The organism is Acinetobacter baylyi DSM 14961 = CIP 107474 (genome assembly GCF_000368685.1).
GTDB lineage: Bacteria > Pseudomonadota > Gammaproteobacteria > Pseudomonadales > Moraxellaceae > Acinetobacter > Acinetobacter baylyi.
Map to the genome: position 1 here is coordinate 263,851 of NZ_KB849626.1, position 19,068 is coordinate 282,918.

General features: G+C 44.4%; 13 protein-coding genes and 2 tRNA genes. 8 read left to right on the forward strand and 7 right to left on the reverse strand.

The window, feature by feature from the left end; translation table 11 throughout:
* The first annotated feature begins 150 nt into the window (after positions 1-150).
* Positions 151-2,334, forward strand: a complete 2,184-nt coding sequence (locus F952_RS05455; RefSeq protein WP_004923647.1) for a SulP family inorganic anion transporter — start codon at positions 151-153, stop codon at positions 2,332-2,334.
* A 62-nt stretch (positions 2,335-2,396) separates the two neighbouring features.
* Here F952_RS05455 and F952_RS05460 read toward each other — a convergent pair whose 3' ends face one another.
* Together F952_RS05460 and F952_RS05465 are read right to left on the reverse strand one after the other, a co-directional pair.
* Positions 2,397-3,284 (reverse strand): SDR family NAD(P)-dependent oxidoreductase, encoded by an 888-nt coding sequence (locus F952_RS05460; protein WP_004923651.1) that lies wholly within the window; start codon positions 3,282-3,284, stop codon positions 2,397-2,399.
* Positions 3,285-3,555: 271 nt separating this feature from the next.
* On the reverse strand, positions 3,556-4,839 hold the full coding sequence (locus F952_RS05465) for an O-acetylhomoserine aminocarboxypropyltransferase/cysteine synthase family protein (protein ID WP_004923654.1): 1,284 nt from the start codon (positions 4,837-4,839) through the stop codon (positions 3,556-3,558).
* A gap of 261 nt (positions 4,840-5,100) precedes the next feature.
* On the opposite strand from F952_RS05465, the gene F952_RS05470 reads away from it, so the two are divergent.
* The 7 genes from F952_RS05470 to F952_RS05500 all read left to right on the forward strand — a co-directional run bounded on the left by F952_RS05470 (position 5,101) and on the right by F952_RS05500 (position 16,114).
* Complete coding sequence (locus tag F952_RS05470; RefSeq protein ID WP_004923657.1) at positions 5,101-6,822, forward strand: ubiquinone-dependent pyruvate dehydrogenase; 1,722 nt, start codon at positions 5,101-5,103, stop codon at positions 6,820-6,822.
* A 220-nt stretch (positions 6,823-7,042) separates the two neighbouring features.
* Complete coding sequence (gene ettA / locus F952_RS05475) at positions 7,043-8,704, forward strand: energy-dependent translational throttle protein EttA (protein WP_004923661.1); 1,662 nt, start codon at positions 7,043-7,045, stop codon at positions 8,702-8,704.
* A gap of 128 nt (positions 8,705-8,832) precedes the next feature.
* Positions 8,833-9,222 carry a cation efflux protein, CzcI-like gene (locus F952_RS05480; RefSeq protein ID WP_011182772.1) on the forward strand — a complete coding sequence of 130 codons (390 nt, stop codon included), beginning with the start codon at positions 8,833-8,835 and terminating at the stop codon, positions 9,220-9,222.
* Between the two features lie 46 nt (positions 9,223-9,268).
* On the forward strand, positions 9,269-10,672 hold the full coding sequence (locus tag F952_RS05485; RefSeq protein ID WP_004923666.1) for a TolC family protein: 1,404 nt from the start codon (positions 9,269-9,271) through the stop codon (positions 10,670-10,672).
* Positions 10,672-11,925: an efflux RND transporter periplasmic adaptor subunit gene (locus F952_RS05490; RefSeq protein ID WP_004923668.1), complete on the forward strand. Its 1,254-nt coding sequence runs from the start codon at positions 10,672-10,674 to the stop codon at positions 11,923-11,925. Before F952_RS05485 ends, F952_RS05490 begins: the two co-directional genes overlap by 1 nt.
* Positions 11,915-15,079 carry an efflux RND transporter permease subunit gene (locus F952_RS05495; RefSeq protein WP_004923671.1) on the forward strand — a complete coding sequence of 1,055 codons (3,165 nt, stop codon included), beginning with the start codon at positions 11,915-11,917 and terminating at the stop codon, positions 15,077-15,079. The genes F952_RS05490 and F952_RS05495 overlap by 11 nt, the downstream gene beginning before the upstream one ends.
* 111 nt (positions 15,080-15,190) lie before the next feature.
* Entirely contained in the window at positions 15,191-16,114 is a 924-nt protein-coding gene (locus F952_RS05500; protein ID WP_004923674.1) for a cation diffusion facilitator family transporter, read from the forward strand.
* 36 nt (positions 16,115-16,150) lie between these two features.
* On the opposite strand, the gene F952_RS05505 is transcribed toward F952_RS05500, so the two are convergent.
* From F952_RS05505 to F952_RS05525, 5 genes are all read right to left on the reverse strand, one after another.
* Positions 16,151-16,492 carry a zinc-ribbon domain-containing protein gene (locus F952_RS05505; RefSeq protein WP_004923677.1) on the reverse strand — a complete coding sequence of 114 codons (342 nt, stop codon included), beginning with the start codon at positions 16,490-16,492 and terminating at the stop codon, positions 16,151-16,153.
* A gap of 93 nt (positions 16,493-16,585) precedes the next feature.
* Positions 16,586-16,661 (reverse strand) — tRNA-Glu (locus F952_RS05510).
* A 25-nt stretch (positions 16,662-16,686) separates the two neighbouring features.
* A tRNA-Ala gene (locus F952_RS05515) sits at positions 16,687-16,762 on the reverse strand.
* Positions 16,763-16,819: 57 nt separating this feature from the next.
* Positions 16,820-18,328 (reverse strand): glutamate--tRNA ligase, encoded by a 1,509-nt coding sequence (gene gltX, locus F952_RS05520; protein WP_004923679.1) that lies wholly within the window; start codon positions 18,326-18,328, stop codon positions 16,820-16,822.
* 124 nt (positions 18,329-18,452) lie between these two features.
* Positions 18,453-18,755, reverse strand: a complete 303-nt coding sequence (locus tag F952_RS05525; RefSeq protein ID WP_011182770.1) for a hypothetical protein — start codon at positions 18,753-18,755, stop codon at positions 18,453-18,455.
* Positions 18,756-19,068 lie beyond the last annotated feature (313 nt).

Consider the following 19,068-nt stretch of genomic DNA (forward strand, 5'->3'; position numbering starts at 1 on the left):
ATTCGGTATCGTCACAACAGCACAGCATAACTCAACTATGAGCCATAAAAAATGTCAGACAAGATCAACAACGCTTGAGATCAAAAACATCGGGTTTTCGATATAAGAAACTCAAGGAATGCGTCAACTTTTTTATTGAATGGTTATTTTATGACAATTTTCCAGGTCAGAAACAAGTTTCATATCAAGGATGCTCTTTCAGGGCTGGTGGTATTTCTGGTGGCTTTACCGTTGTGCTTGGGTATCGCACTGGCATCGGGTGCTCCGATTCTTTCAGGAATTATTGCTGGTATTGTGGGAGGGATTGTTGTTGGCATACTCAGTGGCTCACACATCAGTGTTGCTGGGCCAGCTGCTGGACTGACGGCTGTTATTCTGGTTCAGTTAGAGCAACTTGGCGGCAATTATGCCGCCTTTTTATTGTGTATTATTTTGGCAGGCTTTTTACAAATTTTATTTGGTTTGTTTAAGTTGGGTTTCTTTGCCAATTTTATTCCAAACAACGTCATTTTAGGGCTATTGGCTGCAATTGGTGTCATTCTCATGATGACTCAGATCCCCTATTTAATGGGGTTATCTGATTTTTCCTGGTCTCAGCTCTGGTCTGGACAGTTAGATCAGGTCATGAGTCAAATCGACTTGGGTGCCATGCTAATTGGTTTCCTGAGTTTGCTATTAATTCTGGCTTGGGACAGTAGTCCACTCAAAAAATGGGTATTGCCTTCTGCTTTAATTGCAGTCGTGGCTGCTGCGCTGCTCAATTATCTACTGGTTTATTTTCAGTCACCCTGGGCGATTCAGCCTAATAATCTGATTCAGTTACCCAAAATCCTAGACGCACCTGAAAGTGTGATGATCTATCCAGATTTCAGTGCGCTCAGTAATCCACTCATTTACACAGGTGCTATTACGCTGGCAGTTGTTGCTTCTTTAGAAACGTTATTAAATCTTGAAGCAGCAGACAAGCTTGACCCTCAAAAACGTTCTTCACCACCCAATCGTGAATTATGGGCGCAAGGTACAGGCAATATCGTGTCAGGCTTCATTGGTGGAATGCCAATCACTTCGGTCATTGTGCGTAGTTCGGTCAATGCCAATACTGGTGCGCGTAGCAAATGTTCAACGATTATTCATGGCGTATTACTGTTACTGGCAGTTTTATTTTTTGTGCCATTAATGAATATGATTCCATTATCCGCACTGGCTGCGATCCTGATTCTTACAGGTTTTAAACTTACTCATCCCAAGATGTTTAAAAAGCTGTATCAACAAGGCTGGAAGCAGTTTATTCCATTTATCATTACGCTAGTTGCAATTTTGCTCACCGACCTTCTCATCGGAATTTTGATTGGGCTAGCCACCAGTATCGCTTTTATTCTGTACGGAAATTTGCATAAGGGCGTGCGCGTGTACAAGGAAAAACATTTGCATGGTGTCATTACACGTATTGAGTTGCCGTCTCAAGTAACTTTTCTAAATCGTGCGGCGCTTATTTCTGCGCTAGACCGAGTTCATCGCAATGAAAAGCTGGTGATTGATGCCACCCAGTCAGATAGCATTGATTCTGATATTTATCAGGTGATACAGGATTATCAAACTGAAACTGCAATTAAACGCGGTATTGATGTCAAACTGATTGGATTTAAACAGCATTATGCTGAACTGGATGATGCGATACTGGATATTGACATCAGTACCCGAGACTTACAATGTCAGTTAAGCCCAGCAGATGTGCTGAGATTGTTAAAAGAGGGCAATGAGCGCTTTGTAAAAAATGAACGCCTGCAACGTGATATTTATCGTCAAATTCGGGTGACGGCAGATGAAGGCCAGCATCCGATTGCGGCGGTATTGGGCTGTATGGATTCACGTGCACCAACAGAAATGCTGTTTGATGTGGGCATTGGTGACTTATTTAGTTTGAGAATCGCGGGGAATATTGCGGGGCAGAAAGTCCTTGGATCATTGGAGTTTGCCTGTCAAGCCAAAGGTTCCAAAGTGATTCTGGTTTTGGGACATACCGACTGTGGTGCGGTCACCAGCGCATGCCAGTTAAGATTGCAACATAAGCAGATTTCCGATATTCAGGAAATGCCACACATCCAATACGTGCTTGGGCCACTCATGCATTCGGTTGGCAGTGTATTTGATATTATGCAACCGCGTGAATTAAGCAAAGCATTTATTGATCAGGTGACTGCTATGAATGTTCACTATAATATTCAATACATTATTCAGCATAGTTCTGTACTTAAAGATATGCTGGATCGCAAAGAAATTGATATTGTTGGTGCGATTTATGATGTAAAAACAGGAAAAGTCAATTTCCTCTAAATCTGGCTGATGGTCGTAACCATAAAAAAGCCTCTCGGTATGAGAGGCTTCTTTTATAAATTTTACCAGTGTTCGCCTGGGAACAAGCGGGCATAGGCACGTTGTAGCAGATTCAATTTTTCCTGTTCACCCAGTGCAGCCGTTGAGCTTGGGAATAGGTTAAATCCAATCGACATCAGAATATTATTGATGTCTGGTGCGATGGCATAGGTAATTGACGCCAGACGACCCAAGTGCGTCGCAATACGTTTTGGACGTTTCACAATGGCGTAGACAATGAGATCTGCGGCTTCTTCTGGGGAAAGCGTGGGCACGTATTTATAAATTTTGGTGGGTGCGATCATTGGGGTACGCACCAATGGCATATAAATCGAGGTAATTGAGATTTTATGCTTGAGTACCTCGGCTGAAAGACAGCGACTGAAGGCATCCAGCGCAGCTTTAGACGCGACATAAGCAGAAAAACGGGTCGCATTGGCCAATACACCAATAGAGCTGATATTGATGATCTGGCCATTTTTACGCTTAATCATATGTGGCAGTAAATTTAACACTAAACGTACCGCACCAAAGTAATTCAGCTGCATGGTGCGTTCAAAATCATGGAAGCGATCAAACGACTCGTGTACGGCACGGCGAATCGAACGCCCTGCATTATTGATCAGGAAATCGACATGATCGACACTGGCCATAATTTGTTGTGATAACTGGTCAATCGCATTCATGTCAGTCAGGTCACAAGGAAAAATAGAGGCCTGTCCCCCTTGCTGTTCAATTGCAGCTTTCACTTCTTCCAGTGTTTCTTGGGTTCGGGCAACCAATAATACATGAGCACCTGCCGCAGCAATTCTTTTTGCAATCGTCAAACCGATTCCACTAGATGCACCAGTGATCAAAGCCACTTTACCTTTTACATTCTCTCGGAAGAGAGCTTCAAGTTTTTTGTTCACGCGTTTTTCCCTGATTGATATCAAACTGTAAAGGCTGTCATTATTGTATTTGGATTGAAGACGGTTAAAGGGAAATAAAATTTCCAGAACTAAAGTTAATCTAAAGTGATTTGGTTAAAAAATCTAGTGTTAAGTATCTGAAATTACAAATGTTTTTAGAGTAATTGCTCTAATTTTTATTATTTGCTAGATCAATTATGAACATCATACGATAATAAAGCAAATATAAAAAAACCTCTGAAATTGCAGAGGTTTTTTATAAAATTTACGCTCAAACTGTGGCCAATGCTTGTTCCAGATCTGCAATCAAATCATCAATATGTTCAATCCCAACCGATAACCGAACCATATCTTCTGAAACGCCTGCTGCTTTAAGTTCTTCTGCATTGAGCTGACGATGCGTGGTCGTGGCAGGATGACAGGCCAGACTCTTGGCATCCCCAATATTGACCAGACGGGTAAACAGTTGTAAGGCATCAATAAACCGAGTGCCACCTTCGCGACCATCTTGCACGCCAAAAGTAAGAATTGCAGAGGGTTTTCCTTTGACATACTTTTGCGCCAAATCATGCTGAGGATGATCTTTTAAACCAGCATAATTGACCCATTTCACCTTCGGGTGTTGCTTTAAGTATTCAGCAACTTGAAGTGCATTTTCGGTATGACGCTCTATACGTAAGGATAGCGTTTCGAGTCCCTGTAAAATTAGGAATACACTGAGTGGACTGATGGCTGCGCCTGTATTGCGTAATGGAACGACACGCGCACGGCCTATGAAGGCAGCTTCACCTAAGGCCTCGACATAATTGACACCATGATAACTTGGATCGGGGGTATTCAATACCTTAAAGCGTTCTGGATATTTGCCCCATGGAAACTTGCCACTATCGACAATGATGCCACCAATACTGTTGCCATGACCGCCAATATATTTGGTCAGTGAATGAACAATAATATCCGCACCAAAATCAAATGATTTTTGCAGTACAGGGGTGGCTACAGTATTGTCGACTACCACAGGGACGCCATATTCATGGGCAATCTTGGCAATCGTTTCCAAGTCGATAATATTACCTAATGGATTGCCAATCGATTCCACAAAAACCAGTTTGGTTTTGTCATCAATTAAACTGCGTAATTGCTCGGGCTGCTGATCATCGAAGAAACGTACCTCAATGCCCTGTTTGGGGAGGGTATGCGCAAATAAATTATATGTACCCCCATAGAGTGTAGAAACAGATGCAATATTGTCGCCTGCTTCGGTTATCGTCTGAATCGCATAGGTAATGGCGGCCATACCTGATGCCAGCGCCAAAGCACCAATTCCGCCTTCCAATGCGGCAAGTCGCTGCTCGAGCACGGCCGTGGTTGGATTCATGATTCGAGTATAAATATTACCCTGTACTTTCAGATCAAATAAATCTGCACCATGTTGTGTATTGTCAAAAGCATAGGAAGTGGTTTGATAAATAGGTACAGCAACAGCTTTCGTGGTTGGTTCTGGTGAATAACCTGCATGAATAGCAAGGGTTTCATCTTTGTAGCGATGAGTCATTGTTTTATCCATTGATGTATAAAAAATCAGCAAGCTCATTTTTTAACATATTCTTTATGCTTAATTTATCTATTTTTATGAGGAGTTCAGCTTTTTTAAGAATAACAGATTAAAAATTTACTTCATTTCTAATGCTTGATTTCAATTTACATGATGTTGAGAGAACGCCACAAAAACTTACTGGCAGTCTGGGGCTAGCAAGACCACTATAAAAAACAAAAGTAATTCAAATCATGATAAAAAAGCTGGAGAATTGACCTAATGAGTAATCAAAAAGTATCCGATATTATCATCGAAGTGCTTGAGCAAGCAGGCGTTCAGCGCTGTTACGGTATTGTGGGTGACACCTTAAACCATGTCACCGACTCCATGTCAAAAAGCAAGATTGAATGGATTCATGTGCGCCATGAAGAAGTTGGTGGCTTTGCAGCAGGTACAGATGCATTACTCAGTGGTCACTTAACCGCATGTGCTGGTTCTTGCGGGCCGGGCAGTCTGCACTTTATTAATGGCTTGTATGAATCACACCGAAATCGTGCGCCCGTTATTTTGATTGCGAGCCAGATTTCGACCGAAATGGCAGGATTTATCGACTTTCCGCAATACGTCGATTTTAAATCGGTTTATGCGAAAAATTCGGTCTTCTGTGAAGAAATTACTCAACCCTCACAAGCTAGACATATCATGAGCATGGCCTGTCAGGCAGCACTCAATAAACGCGGTGTCGCTGTGGTCATCGTGCCAGCCAATATCAGTGAAGCATCGGCTGAAGCGGGTCTACCTTTCGTGCCACGTCATGTTGAACCTGATATTTTGCCAAACAAAGCTGAACTGCATCAAATGGTTGAGCTGATTTCCCAGCATCAAAAAATTGGAATTTATGCAGGTGCGGGGTGTGAAGGCGCACATGATCAGTTAATTGCGTTTGCTGAAAAGTTAAAAGCCCCTGTGGCGCATACCTCACGTGCCAAAGATTTTGTGGAGTACGATAACCCATACAACATGGGCATGACGGGTATTTTTGGCAATAAAGCAGGTTATCACACGCTCATGGATTGTGATTTACTGATTTTGCTGGGTGCCGATTTTGCATGGGCACAGTACTATCCAAGTCATGCCAAAATCTTGCAGATTGATATTGATCCGACACATTTAGGGCGACGTCACCCAATTACACTGGGTGCGGTAGGTAAAATCTCATCGACGCTCGATGCCTTATTACCATTGCTTGAAACGCGTCAAGAACGCGCATTTTTAGATCATTGTCTTGAACTGAAACATCACAGTGATGAAACACGGCATAAAGAAGAACGTGTCGGAAAAGACGGGCTGATTCATCCACAGTATCTGGTGTCGTTGCTTAACCGTTATGCCGATCAGGATGCAATTTTCTTTGGTGATGGGGGCTCACCGATGGTGTGGGTACTCAGACATATCGATGTGAATGGCAAACGTCGAACCTTTACCAGTTTGTTGCATGGCACGATGGCCAATGCCATGCCCCAGGCGCTTGGCGCACAAAAAGCTTTTCCGAATCGCCAGATTATTGCGCTGTGTGGCGATGGTGGATTAGCCATGTTACTTGGTGATTTACTCACTACGATTCAGGAAAAATTACCGATTAAAATTGTGGTATTTAACAACAGCTCGCTTAATTTTGTTGAGCTTGAACAAAAAGTCGAAGGCTTGCTTGATCATTATACCGACTTGCTCAATCCTGATTTTGGCAAGCTTGCCAGTGTGATCGGGCTACATGGGCAGACTGTGACGCATGGCGATGGCTTGGAGCAGGCAGTTGAAAACTTCTTAAAGCATGATGGTCCAGCATTACTCAATGTGCATACCAATCCGATGGAACTGGTGATGCCGCCAGATCCGAATCTGAATCAAGTCTCGTCCACTTCACTTTATGCAATTAAGGCCTTGATGTCGGGTCGAGTAGATGACGTTAAAAATTTGTTGGTCAATAATTTCATTAAATAAATTTAATGAACACAAGTCATCTTAGGGCACAACTATAAGTTAAAAATGCATGATCTAGCGTCATGCATTTTTTATATCAGGAAACAATTTTGACAACATTTATCAGTCATAAAAACCGATTAAACTCAATCACGCCTTATTTTTTTACGGTATTCAGCATATAATAGATGCTATTTTTCGCTCATTGCGATGTATTGGTTTTTCTATTGAGGAGTCCTAAGTGGCCCAATATATTTATACGATGAACCGAGTATCCAAGATGGTTCCGCCGAAGCGCGAAATCCTCAAGGATATCTCTTTATCATTTTTTCCGGGTGCTAAAATTGGTGTGCTCGGCTTAAACGGTGCAGGTAAATCGACTTTGCTCCGTATTATGGCGGGCGTGGACAAAGATTTCTCAGGTGAAGCTCGTGCGCAGCCAGGCATCAAAATTGGTTACCTTGAGCAAGAACCACCACTTGATCCAAATAAAGACGTGCGTGGCAACGTTGAAGATGGCGTGCGTGAAGCTTTGGATGCACTAGAGCGTTTAGATCAGGTTTTTGCAGAATATGCAGATCCAGATGCCGACTTTGACAAGTTAGCCAAAGAACAAGAGAAACTGGAAGCGATTATTCAGACTTGGGATGCGCACAATCTCAATAACCAGTTGGAAATTGCAGCAAATGCCTTGAACCTGCCTGCGTGGGATTCAGATGTTTCTTTGCTTTCTGGTGGTGAACGTCGCCGTGTTGCATTGTGCCGTCTGCTGTTGTCTAAGCCAGACATGTTGCTTCTGGACGAACCGACGAACCATTTGGATGCAGAATCTGTATCTTGGTTAGAGCGTTTCTTGAAAGATTTCCCTGGCACCATCGTAGCGATTACGCATGACCGTTATTTCTTGGATAACGTGGCTGAGTGGATTCTTGAACTTGACCGTGGCATGGGTATTCCTTATCAAGGTAACTACTCTTCTTGGTTGGAACAAAAGAATGCGCGTTTAGAGCAGGAACAGAAACAAGAAGAATCTTTCGCGAAAGCATTGAAAAAAGAACTTGAATGGGTTCGTTCAAATGCCAAAGGTCAGCAAAAGAAAAACAAAGCGCGTATGGAGCGTTTTGAAGAGCTGAACTCGAAAGAATTCCAGCAACGTAATGAAACGTCTGAAATCTACATTCCACCTGGCCCACGTTTAGGTAATAAGGTCGTAGAAGTTGAAGGTATCAGTAAATCATTTGATGGCCGTCTGCTGTATAAAGACTTAACCTTTACTGTACCGCCAACAGCGATTGTCGGTATCGTAGGTCCAAACGGTGCGGGTAAAACCACGTTATTCCGTATGATGACAGGCGAACAGCAACCCGATACTGGTACGGTGACTTTAGGCGAATCGGTTAAAGTGGCTTATGTTGGTCAGATTCGTGATACCTTGGATAACAATAAAACCGTTTGGGAAGAAGTTTCTGGTGGTTTAGATATCTTAAGAATCGGTGATTATGAAATTGCATCACGTGCTTATATCGGTCGCTTTAACTTTAAAGGTCAAGATCAGCAAAAACGTGTTGGCGAATTGTCAGGTGGTGAACGTAACCGTTTACAACTTGCGAAGATCTTACAGTTAGGTGCAAACGTGATCTTACTGGATGAACCATCAAACGACTTGGATATTGAAACTTTACGTGCGCTTGAGGATGCAATTCTTGTATTCCCAGGTACGGTAATGGTTGTATCGCATGACCGTTGGTTCTTAGACCGTATTGCGACACATATCTTATCATTTGAAAATGAACAGCCTGAGTTCTACGAAGGTAACTATGCTGAATATGAAGCGTACCGTCAGTCGCGTTTAGGTGACGATGCAGTGCAAAAGCGCAGCAAATACAAAAAAATTACAGGTTAATTTTCTAAAAATGAACAAAACCAGCTTTCGAGCTGGTTTTTTATGCCATAAGCGTGTGTGGGTAAAAGTAATTTTATTACATAGGGCCAAGTTGCTATACTGGGTATGATTTTAAATGATGTCTTTGTATGAAACGCTCGGTTGTTTGGATAACCTTCTTGATGAGCTTATTCATGTTCCAAACCTTTTGGAATGTGGCGGCTGCGTTCTGTGCACATGAATCGACCACTGCAACGGTGGCGTATCATTTTGGTCATCATGTCGCGGTGAATCAATCACATGCATCACATTCACCGAGCGTATCGACATCGTTAAATCCTGCGGTTTTTCAAGATCATCACGATCACTTACCGACCTGTTTACACGTCCTGTCTATTGCTGAGCAGCAATCTGCCACAGAGCCATTACGCTTGGGTCAGCTCATTCAGCAGCATTATAGTTGGGCAAACGCGTATCAGTCGCCGCATTTATTTCACCCAAACCCGCCGCCTATTTTAACCCCGCTATTGGTGGGGTAGCCAAAACAACCCACCAGAAATATTAACTATTTCATAGGGTTATTTTATGCTTATTTTTCTTTCTTTACCGCGCGTATTGCGCGTGGATACGCATGGTGCTTCATTAATGCTCGGCGGGATATTGCTGGGCGCATTATGGGTTTCACCTCCATTACATGCAGCACAATACACATCGCCAGATCATTCTAGAGCTGTTCAAGCCACATCGTCTGCTCTTCATTACGCCGAGATTTTAGCAAAAGTTCAACGCTATCAGGCGCATGTTCCCGTCTGGGAGACCCAGCAAAAAATAGCCAATGCTAGTGTGCGGCAAAGCCAACTCTGGTCAAATCCAAGTGTGACTGTGCAACAGACTGGTTTTCAATCTGGCGATGATCAAGAGCTTGAGTTTGGAATTAGCCAAAAACTGGATCTATTTGGTGAACGCCGTGCCGCAACGCGATTGGCACAGATACAGGTGCAACAGGTTAATCATCGACAAATCTTATTCGATGCGCAGCTAAAACTGATTGTTAGAGCTGCCTATGCCGAGGTGGTGGTGGCTGAGCAGCAGCATGCCATTTTGCTCAAGCAACTCAGCAGTAGCCAAAAAATTCTGAATGCTGCGCATTTACGCTATAAAGCGGGCAGTATCGCACAGGTCGATTTTGATCGGAGTCTGATGAATCATGTTGAAAATCAACGTGCCTTTCAAGAAAGTGAACTTGGCTTAAATCTGGCCAAACAAAAAATGGCGGCACTTTGGGGGGAGTCAATCACGAACTATCAGGTGGCAGATGACACCGCAGCGATCTGGCCCGCTACAAGTACTTCTTTCGATGCGAAACCTAACCTATATACACGAGCCATGCAGTTGCAGGCCGAGCAGCAACGTTTAGAAATAGATTATTTAAAAGCACAGCGTCGGCCCAATCCGACCGTCACGCTTGGAGTGGTACAGAGCAAGCAGGCAGGCATGAGCGGACGTGATAATCAAATCCGTGCCGCTGTTGAAATTCCACTGAACCTGATTGACCGGCAGCAGTATGCCTTGCAGGGCTATGCCGCCAAGCAGCAACTGTTAGATCAGCAGCAGCGTTTTTATGCACAGCAAAACCTCAATCAGCTCAAGCGACTTCAAATCGAGTTAACAGGGTTAAATACGCAATATCAGTTGATGCAAAAACAGCAGATCCCGCTCTCAGTAGAGGTACTCGACAAAATGCTACTTGGTTTTCAAGCGGGAAAATTCAGCATAACCGATGTACAGCAAGCTGCTTTGCAATTGCATGAGCAGCAGCTTAAAAAAAATCAACTCTTGAAACAGGCATGGCAAAGCACGCTGCAACTTGAAGCACGCACACTCGGGATTTCACCCGATACGATTATGTCGGCCGATGCCTTGGAACAACTCCAGTACACCCTCTGGCAAGACACGCAAAGCCTCAATACTGGTAATGGAGCAAACTAATGTTAACAAAAAAATCGCAGTGGTTTTGGGTGGTGCTGGTATTGATCATCAGTCTGGTCGTGGCAGGCATATTGCTATTCTCCGGCAAAAAATCGAGTGCTATGAATGGCGGTGAAGCTGAGCATGCACATGCAGAGGCGCAAGAGGCTAAGACTAAAGAATCCGGTCATGAAGCACATCAAGAAAAAGCCACAGAGGCGCATCAAGAAGAGCAGCCAGAACTGATCTTTACAGCCCAGCAGCTTCAGCAATTTGGCATTGTGACTGATCGTGTGCGTTTGGGCGAAATTCAGCAACAGACCCGGCATCCGGCGAAACTGGTGGTCAATACCGATGCGCAGGCGCATGTGGGAGCATCTTTTATGGCGCAAGTCGAGCAAGTGAATGTCAGTCTTGGACAGTCGGTTAAAAAAGGGCAAGTCTTGGCGACGCTATTTGTTCCCGAGTTGATTGATCAACAGGCCAATTTAAGTCTGGCACGTGAAGCACTCAATCTTGCAGCGCAAGACTATCAACGTGAGAAGCAACTGATGAATCAAGGCGTGTCTGCACGTCAGGACTATCAGCGTGCATACAATGCCTATCGTCAGGCACAAATTCAGGTTCAGGCGGCGACACAGCGGCTTTTGGCCTACGGGGCCAGCGCAGGAAGTCAGGGCCGATATGCTGTGCGTGCGCCGCTGAGTGGCACCATCAGCAGCAAAGATATTGTGGTGGGCGAGCAAGTCGCGACAGGTAAACCTTTGTTTGTCATTGATCAGCTCGATCAGTTATGGCTGGAGTTTATTTTGCCCAATAGCAGCACAGTCGCCATGCAACCAGGTCAAAAAATAAAATTTGTTTCCTTGCAAACCCAACATGAGTTTGAGGCACAAATTCAGAGCTTAACCGCACAGGCCGATCAAGACACTGGTCGTCTGCAAGTACGTGGCAAGGTGCTGACTGCGGCCAAAGAACTGCGTCCGAATTTGATGGTTAATGTACTGCTCGAAACACCTAATCCTGTGCCTGTTCTGCGTGTAGACAAGCGTGCGATTCAGCAACGAGAAGGCCAGTCGGTGGTGTTTGTGGTCTCTCAAGACAAAAAAGGGCTGCGCTTTGAGCCAAAGCCTGTACAAACCGGTCGCTACTCGAGCGATGGTGCATGGGTTGAAATTGTCTCTGGGCTGACCCAACAGCAGCATTATGTGCGTGAGGGAAGCTTCGTTTTGAAATCTGAACTGGAAAAAGGCGAGGCTGAGCATGGACACTAAGCACACAAATAGCTTGCCGCCTGCACAAGGGCTTTTCGATCGTTTGATCCAGTTCGCCATCCAGAATGCCATCTGGGTGTTGCTGTTTATGGTCGCATGGATCGGTATCGGCATTTACAGCTACAAAAATCTGGCGATTGACGCTGTTCCCGATATCACCAATGTACAAGTTCAAATCAATTCACAAGCCAATGGTTTTACTGCAACCGAAGTGGAGCAGCGGATTACCTATCCCATTGAAAATGCCATGGCTGGATTGCCCAGCATGGAGCAAACCCGTTCGATTTCCCGCTATGGTTTGTCGCAAGTCACGATTATTTTTAAAGATGGAACCGATATTTATTGGGCACGTCAGCTGATTAATCAGCGTTTACAGGAAGCAAAAAGTGCACTTCCAGCGAGCGTCGATCCGCAAATGTCGCCAATTTCGACAGGGTTGGGGGAAATTTACCAGTGGGTGATCAAGGCTGAACCTCAGGCCAAAAAGCCCGATGGCTCATCCTACACAGCAATGGATCTTAGGGAAATTCAAGACTGGATTGTACGTCCGCAATTGCAGCGTGTGCCGGGAGTCGCCGAAATTAATAGCATTGGTGGATACAATAAAACCTACATTGTATCGCCAGATTTAAATCGGTTGCAGCAGCTTAATCTTTCCCTTACGACACTGCAACAAGCCCTGACCGACAATAACGAGAACCGTGGTGCAGGATTTATCGAGGACAATGGTCAGCAACTCACCGTCCGTGTGCCGGGCATGTTAAGCAGTATTCAAGACATCGAAAATGTTACGCTAGAGACCAAAAGTGGCTTGCCAATACGTGTCTCGGATGTTGCAAAGGTCTCGATCGGACATGATCTGCGTACGGGTGGCGCCACCTACAATGGCGAAGAAACCGTGCTCGGCATCGCCATGATGATGATGGGCGAAAACAGCAAAACCGTGGCGCAGGCACTCGATGCCAAAGTGGCACAAATCCAGACCTCTCTACCCGCGGGTGTGGTGCTGGAAACCGTCTATAACCGCAGTACCTTGGTGGATCGGGCCATTCAGACCGTGGCCAAAAACCTGATTGAAGGCGCCATTTTGGTGATTGTGGTGCTGTTTATTTTTCTGGGTAATTTTCGGGCGGCATTGATTACCGCGTGTGTGATCCCGCTGTCGATGCTATTTACGCTAACGGGTATGGCACAGCAGCACATCAGTGCCAACCTGATGAGTCTGGGCGCACTTGATTTCGGCATCATTGTCGATGGTGCAGTGGTCATTGTGGAAAACTGTATCCGTCGACTGGCCGAAGCACAGCAGCTTCAAGGCCGTTTACTCACCCGTCAGGAGCGTTTTAAAGAAGTCTTTTTGGCAGCAAAACAGGCTCGTCGGCCGCTGCTTTTTGGTCAATTCATTATTATGGTGGTGTACTTGCCCATTTTTGCATTGTCTGGTGTTGAGGCAAAAATGTTTCATCCCATGGCGATTGCGGTCGTCTTGGCACTTTTAGGCGCCATGATTTTATCGATTACCTTTGTACCCGCGGCTGTTGCCCTTTGGGTGACTGGAGAAGTGAAGGAAACCGAAAGCCGTTGGATGCTGGCACTGAAAAGAGCTTATGCAGCGTTGCTAGATTGGGCGTATGCATGGCGCCGTGTGGTGCTTACCAGTGTCGTTGGTATTTTACTCATTACAGCCACGATATCGACCCGAGTGGGGAGTGAATTTGCACCACAGCTCAGTGAAGGGGATTTTGCCTTGCAACTGATGCGCGCACCCAGCACAGGAATTGAGGAATCACTAAAAATTCAGGCGCAGGTTGAACAACAGCTTTTAAAGCAATTTCCAGAAATCAAAGCGATTTTTGCACGAACAGGCACGGCAGAGGTCGCCACCGATGTGATGCCGCCAAATATTTCAGATGCCGTCATTTTGCTTAAACCACGTAAAGAATGGCCAGACTCAACCGAAACCATAGATGAACTGCGTGCTCGTATGTTGGATGCCGTGGCACAGCTACCGGGCAATAACAGCGAGTTTTCCCAGCCCATCGAATTACGTTTCAACGAACTAATCTCGGGCGTACGTAGTGATATCGGAGTCAAGGTGTTTGGAGATGATCTAGAAGTTCTGAATCGTGAAGCAGAAAAAATCGCTCAGCAGCTTAAAACCATTTCAGGCGCCAGTGAGGTCAAAGTCGAGCAAACCGATGGCTTGCCGTTGCTCAATGTGAAGATTGATCATGCTTTGGCCGCGCAATATGGCCTCTCGATCAAAGCCATTCAGGATCTGGTGGCAACCAGTATCGGGGGCGCGAGTGTGGGGCAAATTTTACAAGGAGACCGACGCTTCGACTTTGTAATTCGACTAGATGATCAATTGCGTACCCCGCAGCAACTGGCGATGCTGCCGTTGCAATTGCCCAATGGTGGCCTGATTCAATTACAAGATGTGGCCATAGTAGAAACGATTTTGGGCTTTTCACAGGTGAGCCGTGAAAATGGCAAACGCCGTGTCATTGTGACCGCCAACGTACGTGATCGAGATTTAGGCTCTTTTGTGGCCGAGATGCAGCAAAGCTTGGCCCAGCAAAAATTGCCGAGTGGTTACTGGCTGGGTTATGGTGGGCAATTTGAAAATCTGGCTTCAGCCGCCGCACGCATGCAAATCGTGATTCCGCTGGCCTTGCTGATGATTTTTATTTTGCTCGTCGCGGTGTTTCATGACCTACGCGAAAGCTTGCTGGTTTTTAGTGGTGTGCCATTTGCATTGTCCGGCGGTATTGTGGCGCTTTGGTTTCGAGATATTCCCTTGTCGATGTCGGCAGGTGTCGGATTTATTGCTCTGTCGGGTGTTGCGGTGTTGAATGGTCTGGTCATGCTGACGTTTATCAAAGAGCTTCGTTTGCAATATGATATTTATACGGCCACATGGCGTGGTGCTGTAATGCGTTTGCGTCCAGTGCTGATGACCGCATGTGTCGCATCATTTGGTTTTATTCCAATGGCTCTAGCCACAGGCACAGGAGCGGAAGTGCAGCGACCTTTAGCGACTGTGGTGATTGGAGGCATCATTTCATCAACGCTGCTTACACTGATTTTACTTCCAGTGATCTATCGCTGGATGAATGAAAAACAACAGTCAGTGACTGGTTCAAGCAATTAATACAGTTTGAGTATGAGTCTTCATGATATATCGTGTGTCATGAAGGCTTTAAAATAAAAAGCGTTATCCAGCGCAACTTTCGATTTAAATTTCTGTTGTAAGGAGTCTACTATGAGTGGACAGCACGGGCATGATCATAGCCATGCGGTTGTTACACAAGGAAATGCCAAAAAGCTTACGATCGCATTGTCACTCACCGTGACTTTTCTGATTGTTGAAGTGGTCGCAGGGTTTATCACGCAAAGTCTGGCATTGTTGTCGGATGCCGCACATATGTTCACTGATGCCGCTGCTCTGGCAATCGCATTAGCCGCAATTCAAGTGGCCAAACGTCCAGCAGATGACAAACGGACTTTTGGCTATCAGCGCTTTGAAATTCTAGCTGCCTTATTTAATGCATCTATGCTCTTTATGGTTGCAATCTATATTTTGTATGAGGCGTATCAGCGTTTTACTCATCCGCCTGAAATTCAGAGTTTGGGCATGTTACTGGTTGCAGTCATTGGACTGATCATCAATCTAATCTCAATGAAAATTCTGGTCTCCAGTGCTCAGGATAGTCTGAATGTAAAAGGGGCTTACCTTGAAGTTTTAAGTGATGCGCTGGGCTCGGTTGGTGTGATTCTGGGTGCATTGGTTATCTATTTTACCCAGTGGTACTGGGTCGATACACTGGTTGCGGTCTTGATTGGATTTTGGGTGCTTCCACGAACATGGATTCTGCTGAAACAAAGTATTAATATTTTACTGGAAGGTGTTCCTGAAGAAGTTGACATTGAGAAGCTTAGAGATGATTTGTTGGCTCTTGAAGGCGTTGAAAGTATTCATCAGCTTAAAGTCTGGGCCATTACATCCAAAAATGTACATCTGACGGTGCATCTGTTTGCACCACAGGCAGATCGTAATCGTCTGTATCGCACGGCCTATGAAATGCTTTCACATGAGCATGGCATTGCAGAAATTACTTTGCAGATTGAAGAAGATGAATGTTTGGCACATTCACATACGCATATAGAAAAAAACCATCAGCACTGACTGATGGTTTTTAAAAATATTCTTGAGACCTTAAGTTTAAATTTGCCATTCATGATGACATTCGCGGCACTTCCAGTACTTTTGCGATTGCATGAACGCTTGCATGGACAATTTAAAATCAGGTAAATCACGCCAGAACATTAATCCTGACCCTGCAACGACAACAAACACAACAACCGTTGCAATCTGCAAATTGGTACCTGCACCATGACCAAAAATCCACATGCTTAAGCTAATCAATACTAATAACAATAGGATAAAGATAGATGGCAGTAAAATCACTAGGCTTTTAGGAACGACAGGGCGGGTGCTCGTGGTTGTACCTTGATTGACTGGCATGATTTTTACACTTTGACATTTGGGGCAACGATATTGCATGTGATCTCCAATAGCTTTTTTTCTATTTTAGCGAAGAGTGACCAAAATCAGAAATAAAAAAAGCCGCTGTATGTCAGCGGCTTTTTCAGAATTTGGCGTCCCTACGGGGATTCGAACCCCGGTTACCGCCGTGAAAGGGCGATGTCCTAGGCCTCTAGACGATAGGGACTTATGAGGCAACACAATCTGAGATTTGGTGGAGCCAAGCGGGATCGAACCGCTGACCTCTACAATGCCATTGTAGCGCTCTACCAACTGAGCTATGACCCCAGTCTGTGTGAGCGCAATATTAGGGGCATTGTACTCACACGTCAACACTAAAATGAATTATGTGTTGTCAACTGTTTCATTTTTCGGCAATTTCAACGATTCGTTGAGTTTTTCCCACACTTTAAGCTCTTTTTTGCTTGGTGCACCCACAATTTCAAGCGCACGACGCAAACGGGCAAAGGTTAAGTCTGGGCCGATAGTGACCATTGATTGCATGACAGGCGTTGAGCTGGTTGAACCTGCAATCGCAATAAAGAACGCTGGCATGAAATCACGGAGTTTGATGTCCATCTGATTGGCAAGATCCATAAGAATCTGGCTCACCGTCTCGTTATTCCAAGTAAATTGGCTTTCCAGACGCCAGATTGCAAACTGTAAGCTTTGACGAACCTGTTCAGGGCTGAGTTTTTTGCTTTCAAACATTTCTGCCGTAATATTTGGCATATGGTTGAAATAAAATCCCGCCCAATTGACTGCTTCTGAAAGCAGATTGATGCGAGGTTGAATCGCAGTGGCAATATCTTCCAGTGTTTGACGGTCACTTTTCCAGCTGAGTAGGCGATCAAGTAACTGACCTGGTGTCAACGATTTGATCCATTGACCATTGAGCCAGTTCAATTTGTCGACATCAAAGATTGGACCGCCCAACGATACACGTTGAATATCAAAATGCTCAATCATATCAGTCAAGGTAAACACTTCACGTTCATCTGGCATTGACCAACCCATACGGCCCAAGTAATTCAGCAGGGCTTCTGGAAGTACACCAATGTCGCGGTAATAATTGATGGAAGTCGGATTTTTACGCTTTGACAGTTTTGATTTGTCTGGATTACGCAATAATGGCATATGACATAGCGTTGGCATGTCCCAGCCGAAATATTGATACAGTAATTGATGCTTTGGTGCAGAGGGTAACCATTCTTCACCACGCAAAACATGCGTGATTTCCATTAAGTGGTCATCGACCACATTGGCCAAATGATAGGTGGGTAAGCCGTCTGTTTTAAGCAAGACTTGCATATCGACTTGTGCCCATGGAATTTCGACTTCACCGCGGAGTAAATCGTTGAATTTACAAATCCCTTCTTCAGGAACTTTCATACGAATCACATGCGGTTCACCCGCAGCCAGACGACGTTCAACTTCTTCTTGTGAAAGTTTTAAACCTCGGCCATCGTACTTTGGTGTTTCACCACGCGCCTGCTGTTCTGCACGCATTTGATCCAGCTCTTCGGCTGTGGCAAAGCAATAAAAGGCATGGCCTTTCTCAATCAGATCAAGTGCATACTGTTTATAAATACCCATGCGCTCTGACTGACGGTAAGGTGCATGTGGACCACCCACATCAGGACCTTCCGACCAGTTCAGACCTAACCAGCGCAATGAATCCAGAATCATTTGTTCTGATTCAGGGGTCGAACGAAGCTGATCGGTATCTTCAATACGTAAAATAAACTCACCGCCATGCTGTTTGGCAAAGCACAGATTAAACAGAGCGATATAAGCAGTACCTACATGAGGAAAACCAGTCGGAGAAGGTGCAATACGCGTACGGACTTTCATAGGGCCTAAAAGTGAAGATAAAAATTGAGATCTAGTATAACGGAAAAAGCCTGATATCTAGACCTTTTATTTTGGCAAGAGATCAGGCTTTTAAGAAGCTAAGGTAGGGGAGTCTGAGCTTATTTTATGAGCTGTGCGGTTGAAATAGTGATTGTACAAACCGAGAAAAACGCTGATGCTGAGCCGCAAAAAAGTTTTGTGATGGTGTTACACGAATGCTATTCAGCATAATGAGATCGTTGTCTTCACCCAAAGCAGACACGTTACGCTTTTGTTGATTCAACGCTTTTTCAACCAATAAATTAGGCACACTGGTATTTGCTGCATTCTTCAAAGCTGTATTGTTTTCTAGAGCAGCATAACTACTATGCGACAAAATACTCAAACCCAAACTTAAACCCAAAACTTTAATGAATTGCATATCCATTCCCCAAATGATTGCAGTACATTTTTTCTTACTAAAATGTTCAATTGCAGTAATTGTACAATTTCACTGTATTTTAGCAATATAAAATGTGAAATAAGTCACATTTTTTACAAAAAGATAAAAAATGCTAAATTCTGTAGGCCAAATGTATGCATCCTGCTACAAAGCATATCCTATTTAACAAAAAAAGATGAATAAAAAATGAAGAAAAGAAGAATCATTCTTATTTGCTGGTTTTATTAAGCGGTATTCTATGATTGAGTTTGATATCACAAAAACAGATTTGCAATGTTGTTATTGATATAACTATATG

Excerpts from the sequence above, each read along its gene's own strand:
- F952_RS05455 (WP_004923647.1), top strand. The coding sequence starts at position 151 with ATGACAATTTTCCAGGTCAGAAACAAGTTTCATATCAAGGATGCTCTT.
- F952_RS05500 (WP_004923674.1), top strand. The coding sequence starts at position 15,191 with ATGAGTGGACAGCACGGGCATGATCATAGCCATGCGGTTGTTACACAA.
- F952_RS05490 (WP_004923668.1), top strand. The coding sequence starts at position 10,672 with ATGTTAACAAAAAAATCGCAGTGGTTTTGGGTGGTGCTGGTATTGATC.
- F952_RS05485 (WP_004923666.1), top strand. The coding sequence starts at position 9,269 with ATGCTTATTTTTCTTTCTTTACCGCGCGTATTGCGCGTGGATACGCAT.
- F952_RS05505 (WP_004923677.1), bottom strand. The coding sequence starts at position 16,492 with ATGCAATATCGTTGCCCCAAATGTCAAAGTGTAAAAATCATGCCAGTC.
- F952_RS05465 (WP_004923654.1), bottom strand. The coding sequence starts at position 4,839 with ATGACTCATCGCTACAAAGATGAAACCCTTGCTATTCATGCAGGTTAT.
- F952_RS05470 (WP_004923657.1), top strand. The coding sequence starts at position 5,101 with ATGAGTAATCAAAAAGTATCCGATATTATCATCGAAGTGCTTGAGCAA.
- gltX (WP_004923679.1), bottom strand. The coding sequence starts at position 18,328 with ATGAAAGTCCGTACGCGTATTGCACCTTCTCCGACTGGTTTTCCTCAT.
- F952_RS05480 (WP_011182772.1), top strand. The coding sequence starts at position 8,833 with ATGAAACGCTCGGTTGTTTGGATAACCTTCTTGATGAGCTTATTCATG.
- F952_RS05525 (WP_011182770.1), bottom strand. The coding sequence starts at position 18,755 with ATGGATATGCAATTCATTAAAGTTTTGGGTTTAAGTTTGGGTTTGAGT.
- F952_RS05495 (WP_004923671.1), top strand. The coding sequence starts at position 11,915 with ATGGACACTAAGCACACAAATAGCTTGCCGCCTGCACAAGGGCTTTTC.